We start from the raw sequence: 17,957 nt of genomic DNA, 5'->3' as shown, positions 1-17,957 counted from the left end.
ACGGCACGGGGAGGCGAACATCCCCGGCATTTTCGGCAACTTGGAGGTTGTGACACGATGAGAAAGCTACTGGTGAGCGCATCCGCGCTGGCAGCGATGACGACGGGGGCCTTCGCCGCCGACGAGGTGACGCTTCAGCTCAAATGGGTGACGCAGGCGCAATTCGCGGGCTATTACGTCGCGCTGGAGAACGGCTATTACGAGGAGGCCGATCTCGACGTGACGATCAGGCCGGGCGGACCCGACATCGCCCCGGTGCAGGTGCTCCTCGGCGGGGGCGCGGATGTGATGGTGGACTGGATGCCCTCGGCGCTTGCCGCGCGGGAAAACGGCGCGCCGGTCGTCAACATCGCCCAGCCCTTCAAGAGTTCGGGCATGATGCTGACCTGCCTGAAGGAAAGCGGCGTGGAGAGCCCGGAGGACTTTCCGGGCAAGACGCTCGGCGTCTGGTTCTTCGGCAATGAATATCCGTTCCTGTCGTGGATGAGCAAGCTCGGCATCCCGACCGAGGGCGGCGAGGAGGGCGTCGAGGTGCTCAAGCAGGGGTTCAACGTCGACCCGCTGTTGCAGAAGCAGGCGGCCTGTATCTCCACCATGACCTATAACGAATACTGGCAGGTGATCGACGCGGGGATTTCCGAGGAGGATCTCGTCACCTTCAAATACGAGGACGAGGGCGTGGCGACGCTCGAGGACGGGCTCTACGTGCTCGAGGAAAATCTCGGGGACGAGGCCTTCCGCGACAAGATGGTGCGGTTCGTCAAAGCTTCGATGGAAGGCTGGAAATGGGCGGAGGAGAACCCGGACGAGGCGGCGATGATCGTGCTCGATTACGACGAGACCGGCGCGCAGACCGAGGAACACCAGAAGCGGATGATGGCGGAAGTGGCGAAGCTCACCGCGGGATCCGCGGGCGCGCTCGACCCGGCGGATTACGAGCGCACGGTCGAGAGCCTGCTGTTGGGCGGCTCCGATCCGGTGATCACGCAGGAACCGGAGGGCGCCTATACGCTCGAGATCACCGACGCGGCGCTCGGCGGCTGAGCGCCCGCGATGCGCCCGCCCCGGCACGGAGCCGGGACGGGCGTCACGCCTCCGCGCGGCAGGACGGGACGCGCGGAGAGCGAGGCCCGGAGGGACAGGCTCAGGAGTTGACGGCCTGGCCGAGGGTCATTTCCCCGTCGATCTCGGTATAGCTGTCGACATCGACGTCGGGCATCGCCTCCAGCTCGGCCTCGGACTGGCCCTCCACCATCACCGTGGAATCGTCCACGGCCTGAAGCGCGGAGATGTCGATCAGCACGTCATGCTCCCCGATGCCGAGGAAACCGCCCATGCCCACGACCGCCTTGGCCGTGCCATTGTCTTCGACGATGGCGTCGATCTCACCGATATCGCTGCCATCCTCGGACAGCACGTTCATGCCGATGATATCGGCGATGGTGACATCCGCGAAACTTTCCGTCGCCGGCCCCATCGGGGTGGGCGGTGCATCCTGTGCGAGGGCCGGCTCGCCATCCGCCGGGGCGAGCGGATCGGACGCGCCGTCGCTGTCCTGCGAGAGGTCGGGATCGGGCGCCGGCTCGTTCATCTCGTCCTCGCCCACGGCGTCCGGTTCGACCTGCGCCTGGGTGCCGCTGTCGACCTGGCCGCCATTGTCGTCGAGCAGGATGCCCGGCTCCGAGTCGGTGGACTGGGCGAAGGCGGGGCCTGCGGCGAGGGCGAGAACCGCCGCGGTCGTCATCAGCGTGTGTTTCAGGATGGTCATCTCTTTCTCCTGTTTGCGTCCATGAGCGGGCGGCCCCGGCAGGAACCGGCGGGGCCGCCCGCGTGATGTGTGAGATCAATGAGATGGGAGAGGGGCGGGTTCCTCCCGCGCGCCGAGGCGAGGCGGAACCCCGCCGAGGACTGCGGAGCGTCGGCGGAGAAATTCTCACAGCAGGCCGGCCGGCCCGAGGCGCCGGGCCTGCGCGCCGCTGCGCAGCTTGAACCGGGCGAGCGTCGGCGCCCGGTCGCGGTCGATCGTGCCGAGGTCGAGGCGCAGGACGCCTTCGGCCCTGAGGGCCTCGATGGCGTTCCAGAGAAGGAGATTATGCGCGTTCAGCCTGCGCCCCTCCGGTCCGCTATGTCCGATATGATAGGTGGCGGAGGTGCCGTGCCGGATGAAGAGCATCTGCGCATCCGGGCCGCTGAACAGTCTCAGGGAGTCAGGGGCAACCTTCTGAATCGCGAGGGTGAATTCCGGTGGGAGTGCGCGATAGCGCCCGGCGGCCTGCCGCCTCTTTTCGGCGTGAAGAAGGGGCATCAGGGTCTGGGCGGAGGGCCGTGTCTGCACCGGTTCGCGCCGCGTGTTTTCCGCTTTTTTCAGGGCATTGCGCCATTTGCCGTCGAGCCCTGCCCGCAGGGCGGAGACGGGGGGTGTCAAATCCAGCTCCGCCACTTCGGGAGGGGCGGAGAGGCGGAGCCTGCCGAGGCGGTCCTCGGGGGACATGAGTTTCACCCCGGCCGGCAGAGCACGGCGCAGGGCCGTCACCGCCGCTTGGCGGTCGCAGGGGCGGAGAAACAGCGGCCCGCGCGAGGTCAGGCTGATGCGCCAGGCGAGCAGCGGGCGCATCACGACCTGCGCGAGGGCGACAGGGTGCGCGCGGTCGGAAATGCACAGCCTGCGCACCTCCCGGCCCACGCGCCTGGCCGCCTCGCCATAAAGCCAGCGCTGGGGCAGAGGGGCCAGGACACGGTCCGCCAGCGCCTCCCATTCCGTTTCGCAATTGATCACATGCACATCCATGACCCAGATGTGGCACAGGCGGATTAACAAACTCTTTCCGCGCCGGCGTTTTTTGAAAAAATCCTTCGGGCAGCATGATCGGCGCCTGCGCCCGGCAGGATCGTTAAAATTCGAACGGGATGTCCCCGGCCTTCGGATGCGGTATTAACCGATCGTTCAGACGTCCGGTGCACGCTTGTCTCATCCGAGTGAAAGAGGACACCATGCGACATTTCCGAATATGGCGACATTTCCCAATATGGCTGAGCTGGGCCGTGTGGCTGCAAGTCGGGCTGGCCGGGCGCCGGTCTCGCACCCTTCCGTGCCGGGAAACGCCGCCCCGGCTGTTCGCAGGGCGGCGTTTCTGTCCTGGCGGCGTTGTCAGCCCTTGTTATACATCGAATTTGCAACGAGTTCGTCGACGACGGCCGGGTCTGCGAGGGTGGATGTGTCTCCGAGAGATGTGGTGTCGTTTTCTGCGATCTTGCGCAGGATGCGGCGCATGATCTTTCCGGAGCGGGTCTTGGGCAGGCCGGGGGCCCATTGGATGAAGTCGGGTTTGGCGATGGGGCCGATCTCGGTGCGGACCCATTTCTCGAGCTCGGCGCGCAGGGCGTCGGAGGGTTCGACATCGTTCATCAGCGTGACATAGGCGTAGATGCCCTGGCCCTTGATGTCGTGGGGCATGCCGACGACCGCGGCCTCGGCGACCTTGGCATGGGCGACGAGGGCGCTCTCGACTTCGGCGGTGCCCATGCGGTGGCCGGAGACGTTGATCACGTCGTCGACCCGGCCGGTGATCCAGTAATAGCCGTCGGCATCGCGGCGGCAGCCGTCGCCGGAGAAGTAATAGCCCTTGTATTGCTGGAAATAGGTCTCCTGGAAGCGTTCGTGGTCGCCCCAGACGGTGCGCATCTGGCCGGGCCAGCTGTCGCGGATCGCGAGCACGCCCTCGGTCTCCGTCTCGGTCAGTTCCTCGCCGGTGGCGGGGTCGAGGATCACGGGCTGCACGCCGAAGAAGGGCAGGGTGGCGGAGCCCGGCTTGGTCGGGATCGCGCCGGGCAGGGGGGTCAGGAGATGGCCGCCGGTCTCGGTCTGCCACCAGGTGTCGACGATGGGGCAATTGCCCTTGCCGACGACCTCGTTGTACCAGTTCCAGGCCTCGGGGTTGATCGGCTCGCCGACGGTGCCGAGCAGCTTGAGCGAGGAGAGGTCGTAGGTCTCGACCCAGTCGTTGCCCTGGCCCATGAGCGAGCGCAGGGCGGTGGGGGCGGTGTAGAACTGGTTGACCCTGTGCTTCTCGACCACGGCCCAGAAGCGGCCGGCGTCGGGGTAGGTGGGCACGCCCTCGAACATCACGGTGGTGGCGCCGTTGGCGAGCGGGCCGTAGACGATATAGCTGTGGCCGGTGACCCAGCCGACATCGGCGGTGCACCAGAAGATGTCGCCGTCGTGGTAGTCGAAGACGTATTTATGGGTGAGCGCGGCATAGGCGAGGTAGCCGCCGGAGGAATGCACGACGCCCTTCGGCCGGCCGGTGGAGCCGGAGGTATAGAGGATGAAGAGCGGGTCCTCGGCGTTCATCGGCCGCGGCGGGCAGTCGGGGGAGGCGTGTTCCATCAGGTATTTGACATCGACATCGCGGCCCTGCACCCAGGAGATCTGGTCGCCGGTGTGCTTGACGACGAGGCAGCGGACCTTGTCGGAACAGTGCAGCAGGGCGGCATCGGTATTGGCCTTGAGCGGCGTGCGCTTGCCGCCGCGGGGCGCGGTGTCGGCGGTGATGACGAGCTTGGCGCCGCAATCGTTGATGCGGTTGGCGAGCGCATCGGGGGAGAAGCCGGCGAAGACGATGGAATGGATCGCGCCGATGCGGGCGCAGGCGAGCATGGCATAGGCGGCCTCGGGGATCATCGGCAGGTAGATCACCACCCGGTCGCCGCGCATGATGCCCTGGGACAGGAGCACGTTGGCGAAGCGGTTCACCTTGTCGGAGAGCTCCTTGTAGGTGATGTGCTGCGCCGGGGCGTCGGGATCGTCGGGTTCGAAGATGATCGCGGTTTGCAGCGAGCGCCGGGCGAGATGGCGGTCGATGCAGTTGGCGGCGACGTTGAGCACGCCGTCGGCATACCATTTGATATCGACCCGGCCGAAGTCGAAACAGGTCTTCTTCACCTGCGTATAGGGCTCGATCCAGTCCAGCACCTTGCCCTGCTCCGCCCAGAACCCCACAGGATCCTCCACAGACCGCGCATACAGCTCCTCATACCGCGTCCGGTCGATATGGGCGTTTTGCGCGAAGGATTCGCTTGGCGGATAGGTTTTCGCGTCGGTCATCGTTCCTCCTCCCGAACAGGCCGCACCCGCACAGCCCGGCGGCGCGGGCGCCCTCCGGCCGGCGCGGGCGCACGGGCGGAGGGCTGGCGTCAGATGGCAGGATATTCGTCCCTGCGCGCAGCGTTCTCAAGCCCTTCTTTCGCATGGCCGCCGGGACGCCCCTCTTGTGGCGGCGCGTTTCGCTTTCGTATGGCTGCCGGGATCCCTCCTGCGGCGGCGCGTTTCGCTTTCGTATGGCTGTCGGGATCCCTCTTGTGGCGGAGCGTTTTGCTTCCGCATGGCCGCCGGGACGCCCCTCCTGCGGCGGCGCGTTTTGCTTCCGCATGGCCGCCGGGACGCCCCTCCTGCGGCGGCGCGTTTCGCTTTGTATGGCCGCCGGAATCCCTCCTGCGGCGGAGCGTTTCGCTTTCGCATGCCGCGGAGATCCTCCTGCGGCGGTCGGTTCCGGGCGCCGGTGGTGCGGGGCGCAGGGCGGTCGGTGCGGACAGGGCTTTCCCCTCCGGCCTGCGCGCGTGTAAAAGAGGTGCAGGTCCGGCGGATGGATGAAGAAAACGACAGGGCAAATCCTGCCTGTGCAAGGATTTTCCGGTCAAGGGCTGTGCCATCCGGCGTTCCGGGGTGTAAAAACGGAGGCCGCCGCGTGACATGGGCCCGTCGCAGGGCGGATCTTTCCGGGGCGGAGAGGTCGCGGCGGAGAGACCATGGCGGCGAGGTCGCGGCGGAGAGGCCGCGGCGGCAGGGCGGCGGCAGGGGGAGAGAAAATGACACGATCCGCGCTCACCGGCACGCGCATCCGCGAGAGGCGCACGCTGCGGGGGATCCGGCAGGCCGATCTCGCGAAGCGGGTCGGGATCTCGCCGGCCTATCTCAACCTCATCGAGCACAACCGGCGCAGGATCGGCGGCAAGCTGCTCGTGGATCTGGCGCGGGAGCTGGAGGTCGAGCCCTCGGCGCTGAGCGAGGGGGCGGATGCGCCGCTGCTCGAGGGGTTGCAGGAGGCGGCCTCCAACCCGCCTTTCGCCATGGCGGCCGGACGGCGGGAGGGCAAGGCCGCACCGCCGCCGGAGGCCGCGCGGGCGGAGGAATTCGCGGGCCGTTTCCCCGGCTGGGCCGCGCTCGTGGTCGGACAGCGCGACCGGATCACCGCGCTCGAACGGCGGGTGGAGGCGCTCAACGACCGGCTGGCCCATGATCCGTTCCTGTCGGACGCGCTGCATGAGGTGCTGTCCACAGTGACGGCGATCCGTTCCACGGCGGGAATCCTGAACGGGATGGGGGAGATCGACCCGGACTGGCAGGCGCGGTTCCACCGCAATCTCTACGAGGACAGCCAGCGGCTCGCGGAGGGGGCGCAGGCGCTGGTGAGCTATCTCGACAACGTGGGCAAGAGCGACGAGACGCTGTCCTCGCCGCTCGACGAGCTCGAGGCCTGGCTGGCGGCGCGGGATTTCGCGCTTCCCGAACTCGAACGCGGCCAGATCCCGGATTTGCGGGAGGAGGAGGGGTTGCGCTCCCCCGCGGCGCTGGCGCTGGCGCAGTCCTGGCTGCTGCGGGCGCGGGCGGAGGCGGAGCGGATGCCGCTGCCGATGGTGGAGGAGGTGCTGGCGGCGCAGGGGCCCGATCCGGCGGCGCTGGCGCAGGCGACGGGGGCGGACCTGCCGGCGGCGATGCGGCGGCTGGCGAGCCTGCCGCCGGGGGAGGGCCGTGTGCCGACGGGGCTCGCGATCTGCGACGGCTCCGGCGCGCTCACCTTCCGCAAGCCGCTCGACGGCTTCGCGCCGCCGCGCTTCGGGGCTGCCTGTCCGCTCTGGCCGCTCTATCAGGCGCTGCTGCGGCCGATGGTGCCGATCCGGCGGGTGGTCGAGCAGCCGGGCGAGCCGGCGCGGCGCTATCTCGCCTATGCGATCTGCCAGCCGCAGCGGCCGGCGCGGTTCGACGGGCCGGAAGTGGTCGAGGCGACGATGCTTTTCCTGCCCGCGGAGCGGCTCGCGCTTTCGGTGCGCGACGACGAGGTCCAGGGGGTGGGGACGAGTTGCCGGGTCTGCGCCCGCGCGGCCTGTCCGGCGCGGCGCGAGCCCTCGATGGTGACGGATCTGCCGGGCGAAAGCTGACCCCGATGGGGGGCTGATCGTGCGTAAATGATCATCAAACGGAAAAATCTGAGCGTTTTTTAGGGTCGATTTCGGGACTTTTTTTTGCGCCGGAATAGGTTTTCACTGAAATCCGGTCGAGGGGCCGGGTTTCCTTTCGACGCGACAGGGTGCGGACGGAGGGTTCGTGCCCGGCGGATAAGACCAGTGAGGGCACTATGAATACATTTCTGCGATCCTTTCTCGAAAAGATCATAAGGACGGGACAGCTGACGGTGATCGGCAGTGCGGGCGACAGGGTCGAACTCGGCGACGGGACCGGGCAGCCGCTCGTCGTGCGCTTCAATTCCCCGGCGGCGGAGCGGGCCACCGTGACCGATCCGGCGCTCAAGCTCGGGGAATGCTACATGGAGGGCGAGATCGACATGGTCGAGGGGTCGATCTACGACGTGATCATGCTCGTCTACACCAACACCGGGCGCAATCCGATGCCCGCCGTCTGGATGAAGCTCTTCGAGAAGATGCGCATTTCCGCGCGCCGGCTGCATCAGCTCAACACGCCGCTGAAGTCGCGCGGCAACGTGCAGCGCCATTACGATCTGTCGGCGGATCTCTACCGCATGTTCCTCGATCCCGACATGCAATATTCCTGCGCCTATTTCCCGACGCCGGAGACGCCGCTCGCGGAGGCGCAATTGCTGAAGAAGCGTCACATCGCGGCGAAGCTGCGGCTCGGGGAGGGGATGGACGTGCTCGACATCGGCTGCGGCTGGGGCGGCATGGGGCTCTATCTCGCGAAGGTGGCGGGCGCGCGCGTGGAGGGGGTGACGCTGTCGGACGAACAGCTCGCGGTGGCCGCGCGGCGCGTCGAGCGCGAGGGGCTGTCCGACCGGGTGGATTTCCGCATCGAGGATTATCGCGCGATCACCCGAAGCTATGACCGGATCGTTTCCGTCGGGATGTTCGAGCATGTGGGCATCAACCATTACGACCGCTTCTTCCGGAAGAGCGCGGAGATGCTGCGCCCGGAGGGCACGATGCTGCTGCACACGATCGGGCGGACGGAGCCGCCGGGGGCGACCAACCCCTTCGTGCGCAAGTATATCTTCCCCGGCGGCTATATCCCGGCGCTGTCGGAGCTCATGGCCTCGGTGGAGAAATCGGGGCTCATCGTGACCGATGTGGAGATCCTGCGCCTGCATTACGCGGAGACGCTGAAGGCCTGGCGCGAGAGCTTCATGGAGCGGCGCGAGGAGGCGAAGGCGCTCTATGACGAGGCCTTCTGCCGGATGTGGGAATTCTACCTCGCGGGCAGCGAGGCGTCGTTCCGGGAGGGCATGATGGTGGTGTTCCAGCTCCAGATCGCGCACCGCAACGACGCGGTGCCGGTGACGCGCGACTATATCGCGGAGGCCGAGGCGCAGCTCGCCCGCGCGGAGACGGAGCGCGGCATTCCGGGGCCGGCCTGGCCGGAGGACTGGACCGGGGAGGGCGGCCGCCGACAGCCGCCGGTGGCGGTGCAGTCGGGGACGGAGGCAGGGGCGGAGACGCCGGCCGCCGGACGGATCCCGGCCGCGCCGGAACCGGTGGAGCTCGAGCGGCACGGCTAGCTCCGGTTCCCGCCGGGCCGTCAGGCGAAGGGGACGGGGCTATCGGGCCCTGCTCATACGTCCTGTCCACGGCCGGGGTCGGGTCATCTGTCCTGCCGAGAGCCGGAGAGCCGAGGCGCGGGAGGTGCAAAATGCCCGCGCCGGCCTCCGCATGCGACGCATGGGGCCACGGATCCGCCCGCCTGCACCGCTCATCCGGCGATGCCGCGCGGCCGGGGCGATGTCGCCCCTCACGAAGGCCCTTTCGACGCGCGCACGGGGCGGCGGCTCAGGGTCTGGCGTCCCTGCCGCATTCCGAAGACAGGCGGCGGCGCCGGGGTCTGTCGGCCCTTCTGCGATCCGCCGCGCCGGGGAGATCCGTGCCATCCGCATCGCGGGCGGCGGCAAACCGGCCTGCCGTGGAAAACACTCGTGCGCGCACCCCGAACGGGGGCGCGCGCGCGGGCCGGGGCCGGCGTTTCCCCGTCAATTTTTTTGACAGAATGTCAACAAATCGTCATAAGCGAGGGATCAGGGGAGAAGGGGATCACAGGCATGGGCAAGCGCGTGCTGCTGATCGAGGACGAGCCGAACATCATCGAAGCGATCCGCTTCATCCTGTCGCGCGACGGCTGGGTGGTGGAGACGCATTCGGACGGCGCCTCGGCGGTGGAGGCGGTCGGACGCAAGAAACCCGATGTGATCATCCTCGACGTGATGCTGCCCAACAGGTCCGGCTTCGACATCCTGCGCGAATTGCGTGCGATGGAGGAACATGCCGGGCTGCCGGTGATGATGCTGACCGCGCGCGGCCAGAAGAAGGACCGGGAGATGGCCGAGGCGGCGGGCGTGTCGGCCTTCATGACCAAGCCCTTCTCCAATGCCGAGATGCTCGAGGCGGTGCGCGGCCTCGCGGGCGGCGATGGCTGAGCGGCGCTCGCCGCTCTATCTCGCCCGTGCCTCCTATCGGCGGCGGCGGCTGATCGACGCGCACCGGCTCCTGCCCTTCGTCATGTTCGGCCTGTGGCTGCTGCCGCTTTTGTGGGGCGGGGAGGGCACGGACCAGCCGCTCGGCGCCGGGGTGCGCAGCGTGTTGCACGTCTTCGCGGTCTGGGCGCTCGGCATCGTCGCGGCGGCGCTGATCGCGGCGCGGCTCACCCGCGGCGAGGGCCATGCCGAGGAGCCGTCGCCCGGCCCCGAGGACGGGGCGCGCGGGCCGTCGGAGCGGCGGGGATGATCGGTTTCAACCTGCTCGTCCTGTCCTGCCTCGGCTATGCGACCCTGCTCTTCGTCGTCGCCTTCTGGGCGGAGAAGCGGGCAGAGGCGGGGCGGCTCGGCTGGCTGCGCTCGCCGCTGGTCTACACGCTGTCGCTGTCGATCTACTGCACGGCCTGGACCTTCTACGGCGCGGTCGGCTATGCGGTGCGCTCCGGGCTCGAATTCGCGACGATCTACCTCGGCCCCACGCTCGTGATGATCGGCTGGTGGTGGATCCTGCGCAAGCTCGTGCGGATCGGCCGGACGCAGCGCATCACCTCGGTCGCCGACCTCATTTCCTCGCGCTATGGAAAGTCCACCACGCTCGGCGTGCTGGTGACGCTGCTCGCGGTGATCGGCACGACGCCCTATATCGCGCTCCAGCTCCAGTCCGTCGCCCTGTCCTTTGCCGTCTTCGGGCTCAACGATCCCTCGGGGGCGGTCTTTCCCGACCTCGACAAGACCGCGCTCTGGGTCGCGGCGGGGCTCGCGCTCTTCACCGCGCTGTTCGGCACGCGCAACCTCGATGCGAACGAACGCCATCACGGCGTCGTCACCGCCATCGCGCTCGAGGCGGTGGTGAAATTCGTGGCCCTGGTGGCGATCGGCCTCTTCGTGATCTTCGACCTGACCGACGGCTTCGGCGACCTGCTCGCGCGGATCGACGCCTCGCCGGTGTCGCAGCGCCCGATCGACGGGACGCGCTGGGTCGCGCTCACCATGCTCTCGGGCGCGGCGCTGCTGACGCTGCCGCGGATGTTCCAGGTGATCGTGGTGGAGAATTCCGACGAAAGCCACCTGTTCACCGCGGGCTGGGCCTTTCCGCTCTACCTCCTCGGCATGTCGCTTTTCGTGATCCCGATCGCGGTGATCGGCCTCGAGGTGCTGCCCGACGGCTCCAACCCCGACATGTTCGTGCTCACGCTGCCGCTGCAATTCGACCACCGCGAGCTCGCGACGCTCTCCTTCCTGGGCGGCTTCTCCTCCTCGACCTCCATGGTCATCGTCGCGGCGATCGCCCTGTCGACCATGGTGTCGAACCACATCGTCATGCCGATCTGGCTGTCCTCGCGCAAGGGCGGGCCGACGGTGCCGGGCGACGTGCGGCGCGTGGTGCTGACCGCGCGGCGGCTGTCGATCTTCGGCATGCTGGCGCTCGGCTATCTCTATTTCCACTTCTCCGGCGGCTCGGAGGCGCTCGCCTCCATCGGCATGATCTCCTTCACCGGGGTGGCGCAGGTGCTTCCGGCGATGATCGGCGGCATCTTCTGGCGCGGGGCGACGCGGCTGGGGGCGATCTTCGGCGTGGTGCTCGGCTTCCTCGTCTGGACCTACACGATGTTCCTGCCCTCCTTCGGGGCGGCGGCGGGATTCACCGGGGCGCTGCTCGCCGACGGCCCCTTCGGCCTTGCGCTGCTCCGGCCGCAGGCGCTGTTCGGCGTGGACGGGGTCGATCCGGTGGTGCATGCGGTCTCCTGGTCGCTCGCGATCAACACGGGCGCCTTCCTGCTCGGGTCGCTCCTGTCCTTTCCGCGTCCGCTGGAACGGTTGCAGGGGGCGCAGTTCGTGAATGTCTTCGAACATTCCGGGTCGACGCGCGGCTGGTCGCACGGCTTCGCGGAGGCGGAGGACCTGCTGGTGATGGCGCAGCGCATCCTCGGTCCCGTGGAGGCGCAGGACCTGTTCCAGGCGGAGGCGGAGGCGCAGGGGAAGGGCGGCTACCTGCCCGATGCGACGCCCGAATTCATCGAGCGGCTCGAACGTGAACTCGCGGGCTCGGTCGGGGCGGCGACGGCGCATGCGATGCTCGGGCAGATCGCCGGCGGCGTGCTCGTCTCCGTCGAGGACCTGATGGCGGTAGCCGACGAGACCGCGCAGATCATGGAATACTCCAACCAGCTCGAACAGAAGTCCGAGGAGCTGAGCCGGACCGCGCGGCAGCTGCGCGAGGCCAACGAGAAGCTCACCCAGCTCTCGATCCAGAAGGACGCCTTCCTCAGCCAGATCAGCCACGAGCTGCGCACGCCGATGACCTCGATCCGCGCCTTCTCCGAGATCCTGCGGGACGGCGCGCGCGAGGGCGATCTCGGGGCGGAGGATCTCGCGCGGTTCTCCGGCATCATCCATGACGAGGCGCAGCGGCTGACCCGACTGCTCGACGACCTGCTCGACCTGTCCGTCCTGGAAAGCGGCTCGGTCAGCCTCAACTGGACGCGCACCAACCTGCATGACGTGATCGAGCGGGCGGTGCATGCGACGCGGGAGGGGCGCGACGGCCCGCCGCTCGCGATCCGGCGCCACGAGATCTCCGAACATGTCGGGATCGAGACGGACCCCGACCGGCTGGCGCAGGTCTTCATCAACCTCATCGCGAATGCCCGCAAGTATTGCGACGCGCCGCGCCCGGAACTGCGGATCGTCGCGCGCCGGCTGGGCGAGGACCGGGTTCAGATCGACCTCGTCGACAACGGTTCGGGCATTCCGAAGGACAAGCAGGCGGTGATCTTCGAGAAGTTCTCCCGCCTCACCGATCACGCCAAGGCGGGCGGCGCCGGGCTCGGGCTCGCGATCTGCCGGGAGATCATGGCCAATCTCGGCGGGTCGATCTCCTACCTGCCGGGGCAGGGCGGCGCGGCTTTCCGCCTCGACCTGCCGCGGCGTCGTGCGCGGGCGGAGGGCGCCGGACGCCGCGCGCGGGCCTGAGCCGCGCGGGCAGGCAACCCTTTCTTTACCTGTTTGCGTCATAAGAAGGGGGCAACGCCTGCCGCAGTTTTCGAGGTCCCGATGTCCGACGCCGAACTCATCTCCGCCATCCGCCGCAAGGCCGGGGTCGGACGCCCCCCGCCGGAGGTGGAGCCGATGTCGCCGGCGAAGGCGCTGCGCCTGGCCTGCGCGAAGGCCGCGGAGGAGGTGCTCGGCCTCGTGCTCCAGGTGACGCAGGTTCTGGAGGAGAAGACCGCGCTCTCGCGCCTGCCGGGCACGATCCCCGATTTCGCACTCCTCGCCCTGCTCGAGGGGCCACGGAACGCCTGCGGGCTCTGCGTGCTCGACCGGAACGCCGTCGCCGCGGTGGTGGAGCAGCAGACGACGGGCAAGGTGCTCCGCCTCGCGCCGGAGGACCGCCCGCCGACCGCCACGGACGCGGTGATGTGCTCCGGTGTGATCGACGCGATGCTCGCGGGGTTCGAGGGGGAGGTGCAGCATCTTCCGAGCCCGCCGGATGTCGCGGGCTTCCGCTTTGCCGCGCAACTGCGCGAGCCCCGCTCGATCGCCATGGCCTTCGACGACGTGGCCTATCGGCTCTGGCGGGTGACGGTCTCGCTCGGGCGCGGCGTGCGGGAGGGGGAGATCCTCTTCGTCTTTCCCTGCGCCCCTCCGGTCCCGCCGCCGGCACCGGGGATGCAGAGCGATTTCACCCGCGATTTCCAGGCCGCGGTGATGCGTGCGGAGGCGCGGATCGACACGGTGCTGCACCGCCTGCGGATGCCGCTGTCCGAGGCGATGGCGCTTGCCGAGGGCGAGCTCCTGCCGCTGCCGCGGGAGGCGCTGTCGCGGGTCGAGCTGCGGGCGGATGGGCGGTTCCTGTCCCGCGCCCGGCTCGGACAGCTGTCGGGCAAGCGCGCGGTGCGCCTTGTCGACGGGCCGCCGCAGGACGCGCGCGGACAGAAGGAGGCGGCGGCGGGTTTCGAGCTTCCGGCGCCGGGCGCCCTTCCCGGCCTGTCGGGCGGGCGCGGCGCGGGCGGAGCGCGTCCGCCGCTGGCGGATCTGCCGCCGGAGGAGCTGCTGTCGGGGGATCTGGCGGTCTCCCCGGACGGCATGGCGGCGGCGATGGAGGGCGCCCTTCGCGGAGCCGGAGAGCCGGCGCCGGGGAAGGTTTCCGCCGGGGTGCCGACGCCGCCGCCCGGATAGAGGCGTCGCCCATCGGCGGATTCACGCCGCACTCGCGCGAAGGTTGATCTGAATCATAGACCGAAACGGGTTTTGCGGTGACCCTGAAAGACGAAGGAGGACGGGCCATGATGGATCTTGAAAAACGCCGGAGCCAGCTTGTCGCGCGTCGGGTGGAACTCGCCGCGCGGTTGAGGGAGATCGACGCCGAGCTGGATGCGCACCAGTCGAAGGACTGGTCGGAGCTCGCCACCGAGCGGGAGGCCGACGAGGTGCTCGAGGTCATGGGCGCGTCCGGACAGGCGGAACTGGAGCTGATCGCCGCCGCGCTCCGGCGGATCGACAGCGGCGAGTACGGCTATTGCGCCGTCTGCGGCGAGGGCATCAGCGAAAAGCGCCTCGACGTGCTGCCCTACACGCCGCTTTGCAAGGAATGCGCCGCCGCGCGCGGGTAGGCGCCCGCCCGGCCTCGCCGCCTCGCGGACGAGGATGCCGGGCGCGGACCGACGGAGAGAATGCGCCAGATATGGAGGGATGTCGCATGACCAGAAGACCGAAAACCGAAATGGAAATCGACCGGATCGTCGATGAACTCGTCGTGGATGAAGCGACCGCGACGGAACTCAAGTCGCGGCTGCGCAAGTCGCTCGCCGAGGAGGACGCCGATTACACCGGCCCGGCGCTCGTCGCAAGCGACGGCGAGGCCGCCGAGGAGCTCTGGGACAACATGCCCGTGTGATCCGCCGCGCGCCGGCTGCCCCGTGGGCGCGCTGTATGTCACCGGCATGACCCGTCACCCCCTGACCCGCCGTACCGCAGCCTGTGGCACGGCGGGTTTCCCGTTCACCCCCCGCCGGCGGCGCGCGCGGCCGCTGACGGAATGCGCGAGACGGCCACCCGTCCCGGACATGCCCCCGGCGCGGGGATCCCGTGGAAGTCGCCTCCGGGGATTTTCAGGCCGGGGGCGACAAGGCGTTCATGGAGTTTGCACCCGAAGACCCTGGCCTGGCTCCCCAGCCCGCGGGCTCGCGCGGGAAATCCCGGAGGGGACCCGGCGGGGACCATGCCGGGTGGCGCGATTGACGCTCTCGCCCCTCCGTTCCACGGGGGATGCGCGTCCGGTCCGGAGGATCGAGGATGTCCGGGGCCGGAGCGTCCGGCGCTCATGGGATTGCAGGCGAAGACCCTTGAACGGCTCCTGTCGCCTGCGGGGGCATACCGGGGTCCCTCGAGGGGACCGCCGCTGTCCGGGGCGGGACCGCAGGCGGGGATCTCCAAAGGCTCAAGAGAGTGACCGGAGTGTCCCACCTGCGGGCCTCGCGCCGGAAAGCTCACTCGGGACAAGCTCTCTCGCGGGCGGAGCCACGCCGCGTGTGCGTCCGGCGTCCCCGGCTGCTCCCCGACTTCCCGCTCCCGCATCGGCGGACCGCCTGTCCGGGCTCGCGGGCGACGCCCCTGGCCGGGGCTTCCCCTTCCGCAGGCGCTGCGCGCAAAGATCTTGCCTTGCCGGGACCGGGTTCGCATTATGGGGAGGATCTGTGGATAACCTGTGGATAACCCCGCCGCGCACAGGATGCGGCGCGGGGTGCGTGGGGGTCGCAGCGGCAGGCGAGCGGGGCGGGAGCGATGGTGGAGAACTTGGCCGGGCGGGAGTCGCCGGCGCAGGAGGCGGGGCGAAGGACGCAGGCGGCGCCGGAGGTGCGGCCGGTGGAGACGCGCCGCGACGGGCCGGTTGCCCTGCTGCGCCTCGCGGCCCCGGCGGGCAATGCGCTTTCGGCCGGGATGCGGCGGGCGCTGGCCGGGGCGGTCCGTGCGGCGGAGGCCGATCCGTCGGTGGGGGCGATCGTGCTCGCGGGCGAGGGCGGTGCCTTTTGCACGGGTTTCCCGGAGGAGGAGCCGGTGTCCGCGGAGGCGGACCGGGAGCTCCTGGCGCTTTGCGATCTCATCGAAAGCTGTGAGACGCCGGTGATTGCGGCGTTGCAGGGGCCGACGCTCGGCGCGGGGCTCGCGCTGGCCCTTGCCGCGCACGAGCGGGTGATGGGGCGGTCGGCCCGGCTCGGCGCGCCGGAGATCGGTCTTGGCCTCGTGCCCGGCGGCGGGCTGACGCAGCGCCTGCCGCGGCTGGCCGGGGCGGAGGTGGCGCTCGATCTGCTGCTGAGCGGGCGCTCGGTCGCGGGGGTCGAGGCGGCGCGGATCGGGCTTGCGGATGCGCTCGCGCAGCGCCCGCCGGTGGAAGAAGCCATCGTCCGGGCGCGGGAGCGCGCCGCCGCCGCCCAGCCGCCGCGCCGCAGCCGGGAGGAGACCCGCGGGCTGCGGGACGGGGCGGGGGTGCTGCGTGCCGTCGCGATGCGCCGCGCCGCGGAGAAGGGGCGGCAGGGGCCGGCCGCCGGGCTGATCCTGGACTGCGTCGAGGCGGCACTGATGCTGCCGTTCGAGGCGGGGCTCGCGCGGGAGGCGGTCGCGCGGGAGGATGCGGCGGCGAGCCCGCAGGCGCAGGCGCTGCGCCATGTCGCCCTGGCCGAGCGCCGTGCGGTGCGGCTGCCTGCCGGGGTGAGCGTGGCGGCGCGCGCGGTGGAGACACTCGGCATCGTCGGGACGGGATCCGTCGCCCTGACGCTGGCGCAGGCGGCGCTCGATCACGGGATGGGGGTGGTGCTGGTCGCCTCCTCCGCGGACCGGCTGGTGGTCGCGGAACGGCATCTCGTCACCGCCTATGACCGCGCCGTGGCGCAGGGCCAGCTCGCCCCGGAGGCACGCGACGCGCGGCTGGCGCGGTTCCGGGCGAGCCCCCAGGTCGATGCGCTGCGCGCGTCCGGGCTGGTGATCGAGGCGGCGCAGAGCCCGGTGGGCGAGCGGGCGCGGGTGCTGGCGCGGGTCGAGGAATTCCTGCCCGAGGAGACGGTGCTCGCCACCGTCGCCAATCGCGGCTTCGGCGCGCTCGCGCGCGACCTGGCGCATCCCGAGCGTTTTCTCGGCCTGCATCCGGCGGGCGCGGATCCCGCGAGCCCGGTCCTGGAACTCGCGCGGCCGGAGGGGCTGAGCGATGCGGCGCTGGCGATGGCCCATGCCGTCGTGCAGCGGCTGGGCCGGCTGTCGGTGACGCTGCGCGCGCGGGACGGGCTGATCGCGGAGCGGGTGCAGGGTGCGGGATGGGCGGCGGTGGACCTGCTGCTCCTGATGGGGGCACGGCCGGCACGGATCGACGCGGCCATGCGCGGCCACGGTTTCGCGGTCGGGCCCTGCGCGCTCATGGATGCGATGGGGCTCGACCGGCTCGACACCGCGGTGGCGGAGCTTTTCGCCGCGGAGGGCCGGACGGGCAGGGCCGCCGGGATCGGATTTTACCGCTATGACGGGACGGAGGCGGTGTCGGATTCGGAGGCGGTGGAGGTGCTCGACGCGCTGCGGGCGCAGGGCCGGCTTGCCGCGCAGGAGATTGCCGACCGCGAGATCGTGGAGCGAATCGTGCTCGCGCAGGCGAATGCGGGGGCGCGGCTGGTGCAATCGGGGACAGTGGCGCGCCCGCTCGACATCGACGTGGTGATGACGCGCGCCATGGGCTTTCCCCGCTGGCGGGGCGGACCGATGAAAGCCGCCGACCTCATGGGGCTTTTCGCGGCCGAGCGGCGCCTGTCGGCCTTCGCGCCGGCCGCGCCGGACATCTGGACCCCTGCGACAATTTGGCATGAGCTCGTCAAGAACGGCGAGAATTTCGACGATCTGAACGCGCTGTGAGCGGCCTGTTCTGACGTAACTATATGATATGAATTGATTAATTAAGATCCCGCGCGTGGCGGGCCGGGTGTGCCGCCCGTGACTTGGGGCGGGATCAATGGCGAGAAACCCGCGCCCCTTGATCGAGATCAAGGTTCGGCGACTCGCTTCGGCCTATTCCTTATCTCGAGCGCAGGGGGCGCGTCAGCAGTCAGACATCTCCCCCTGCATTCCTCCCGCGGACTCTCCTTCCGATTCGTCCGCGCTGTATCCTGCCTTTTGTGCGTGGGCAGAATACGACACTGGCGCCGTAGG

At 69.5% G+C, this 17,957-nt stretch carries 13 protein-coding genes; 10 read left to right on the top strand and 3 right to left on the bottom strand.

Annotated elements, in window-relative coordinates:
- Nucleotides 1–57: 57 nt before the first annotated feature.
- Nucleotides 58–1,044: an ABC transporter substrate-binding protein gene (locus P73_RS15215; RefSeq protein WP_043870226.1), complete on the top strand. Its 987-nt coding sequence runs from the start codon at nucleotides 58–60 to the stop codon at nucleotides 1,042–1,044.
- Nucleotides 1,045–1,144: 100 nt separating this feature from the next.
- Here P73_RS15215 and P73_RS15210 read toward each other — a convergent pair whose 3' ends face one another.
- The 3 genes from P73_RS15210 to acs form a co-directional block, all read right to left on the bottom strand.
- Nucleotides 1,145–1,768 (bottom strand): PRC-barrel domain-containing protein, encoded by a 624-nt coding sequence (locus P73_RS15210; RefSeq protein ID WP_043870225.1) that lies wholly within the window; start codon nucleotides 1,766–1,768, stop codon nucleotides 1,145–1,147.
- Nucleotides 1,769–1,933: 165 nt separating this feature from the next.
- Nucleotides 1,934–2,818, bottom strand: a complete 885-nt coding sequence (locus P73_RS24500; protein WP_139267051.1) for a GNAT family N-acetyltransferase — start codon at nucleotides 2,816–2,818, stop codon at nucleotides 1,934–1,936.
- Between the two features lie 330 nt (nucleotides 2,819–3,148).
- Entirely contained in the window at nucleotides 3,149–5,104 is a 1,956-nt protein-coding gene (gene acs / locus P73_RS15200; RefSeq protein WP_043870224.1) for an acetate--CoA ligase, read from the bottom strand.
- A 761-nt stretch (nucleotides 5,105–5,865) separates the two neighbouring features.
- On the opposite strand from acs, the gene P73_RS15195 reads away from it, so the two are divergent.
- The 9 genes from P73_RS15195 to P73_RS15160 all read left to right on the top strand — a co-directional run bounded on the left by P73_RS15195 (nucleotide 5,866) and on the right by P73_RS15160 (nucleotide 17,663).
- The gene (locus P73_RS15195) at nucleotides 5,866–7,215 is read left to right on the top strand and encodes a helix-turn-helix transcriptional regulator (RefSeq protein WP_043870223.1); all 1,350 of its coding nucleotides are present in this window, start codon (nucleotides 5,866–5,868) and stop codon (nucleotides 7,213–7,215) included.
- Nucleotides 7,216–7,412: 197 nt separating this feature from the next.
- Entirely contained in the window at nucleotides 7,413–8,804 is a 1,392-nt protein-coding gene (locus P73_RS15190; RefSeq protein ID WP_074743027.1) for an SAM-dependent methyltransferase, read from the top strand.
- Nucleotides 8,805–9,338: 534 nt separating this feature from the next.
- A complete protein-coding gene (locus tag P73_RS15185) occupies nucleotides 9,339–9,713 on the top strand; it encodes a response regulator transcription factor (RefSeq protein ID WP_043870222.1) in 375 nt (124 codons plus the stop codon).
- A complete protein-coding gene (locus P73_RS15180; protein ID WP_043870221.1) occupies nucleotides 9,706–10,020 on the top strand; it encodes a hypothetical protein in 315 nt (104 codons plus the stop codon). The genes P73_RS15185 and P73_RS15180 overlap by 8 nt, the downstream gene beginning before the upstream one ends.
- The gene (locus P73_RS15175) at nucleotides 10,017–12,743 is read left to right on the top strand and encodes an ATP-binding protein (RefSeq protein ID WP_139267040.1); all 2,727 of its coding nucleotides are present in this window, start codon (nucleotides 10,017–10,019) and stop codon (nucleotides 12,741–12,743) included. The genes P73_RS15180 and P73_RS15175 overlap by 4 nt, the downstream gene beginning before the upstream one ends.
- Before the next feature lie 81 nt (nucleotides 12,744–12,824).
- A complete protein-coding gene (locus P73_RS15170; RefSeq protein ID WP_043870220.1) occupies nucleotides 12,825–13,949 on the top strand; it encodes a FliM/FliN family flagellar motor switch protein in 1,125 nt (374 codons plus the stop codon).
- A 107-nt stretch (nucleotides 13,950–14,056) separates the two neighbouring features.
- On the top strand, nucleotides 14,057–14,383 hold the full coding sequence (locus P73_RS15165) for a TraR/DksA family transcriptional regulator (RefSeq protein ID WP_043870219.1): 327 nt from the start codon (nucleotides 14,057–14,059) through the stop codon (nucleotides 14,381–14,383).
- An 86-nt stretch (nucleotides 14,384–14,469) separates the two neighbouring features.
- Nucleotides 14,470–14,667, top strand: a complete 198-nt coding sequence (locus tag P73_RS25690) for a hypothetical protein (protein WP_139267039.1) — start codon at nucleotides 14,470–14,472, stop codon at nucleotides 14,665–14,667.
- 887 nt (nucleotides 14,668–15,554) lie between these two features.
- Nucleotides 15,555–17,663, top strand: coding sequence for an enoyl-CoA hydratase-related protein (locus P73_RS15160; RefSeq protein WP_043870218.1), 2,109 nt, complete (start codon nucleotides 15,555–15,557; stop codon nucleotides 17,661–17,663).
- The last annotated feature ends 294 nt before the right edge of the window (nucleotides 17,664–17,957 follow it).

It is taken from the genome of Celeribacter indicus (assembly GCF_000819565.1).
Taxonomy (GTDB): Bacteria; Pseudomonadota; Alphaproteobacteria; order Rhodobacterales; family Rhodobacteraceae; genus Celeribacter; species Celeribacter indicus.
The sequence above is the reverse complement of the archived record's forward strand: the minus strand, read 5'-3'. Positions and strand labels throughout refer to the sequence as shown.

What these genes read in the sequence shown, in the direction of transcription:
- P73_RS15215 (WP_043870226.1), top strand. Translation starts at nt 58, where the DNA reads ATGAGAAAGCTACTGGTGAGCGCATCCGCGCTGGCAGCGATGACGACG.
- P73_RS15210 (WP_043870225.1), bottom strand. Translation starts at nt 1,768, where the DNA reads ATGACCATCCTGAAACACACGCTGATGACGACCGCGGCGGTTCTCGCC.
- acs (WP_043870224.1), bottom strand. Translation starts at nt 5,104, where the DNA reads ATGACCGACGCGAAAACCTATCCGCCAAGCGAATCCTTCGCGCAAAAC.
- P73_RS15195 (WP_043870223.1), top strand. Translation starts at nt 5,866, where the DNA reads ATGACACGATCCGCGCTCACCGGCACGCGCATCCGCGAGAGGCGCACG.
- P73_RS15190 (WP_074743027.1), top strand. Translation starts at nt 7,413, where the DNA reads ATGAATACATTTCTGCGATCCTTTCTCGAAAAGATCATAAGGACGGGA.
- P73_RS15185 (WP_043870222.1), top strand. Translation starts at nt 9,339, where the DNA reads ATGGGCAAGCGCGTGCTGCTGATCGAGGACGAGCCGAACATCATCGAA.
- P73_RS15180 (WP_043870221.1), top strand. Translation starts at nt 9,706, where the DNA reads ATGGCTGAGCGGCGCTCGCCGCTCTATCTCGCCCGTGCCTCCTATCGG.
- P73_RS15175 (WP_139267040.1), top strand. Translation starts at nt 10,017, where the DNA reads ATGATCGGTTTCAACCTGCTCGTCCTGTCCTGCCTCGGCTATGCGACC.
- P73_RS15170 (WP_043870220.1), top strand. Translation starts at nt 12,825, where the DNA reads ATGTCCGACGCCGAACTCATCTCCGCCATCCGCCGCAAGGCCGGGGTC.
- P73_RS15165 (WP_043870219.1), top strand. Translation starts at nt 14,057, where the DNA reads ATGATGGATCTTGAAAAACGCCGGAGCCAGCTTGTCGCGCGTCGGGTG.
- P73_RS25690 (WP_139267039.1), top strand. Translation starts at nt 14,470, where the DNA reads ATGACCAGAAGACCGAAAACCGAAATGGAAATCGACCGGATCGTCGAT.
- P73_RS15160 (WP_043870218.1), top strand. Translation starts at nt 15,555, where the DNA reads ATGGTGGAGAACTTGGCCGGGCGGGAGTCGCCGGCGCAGGAGGCGGGG.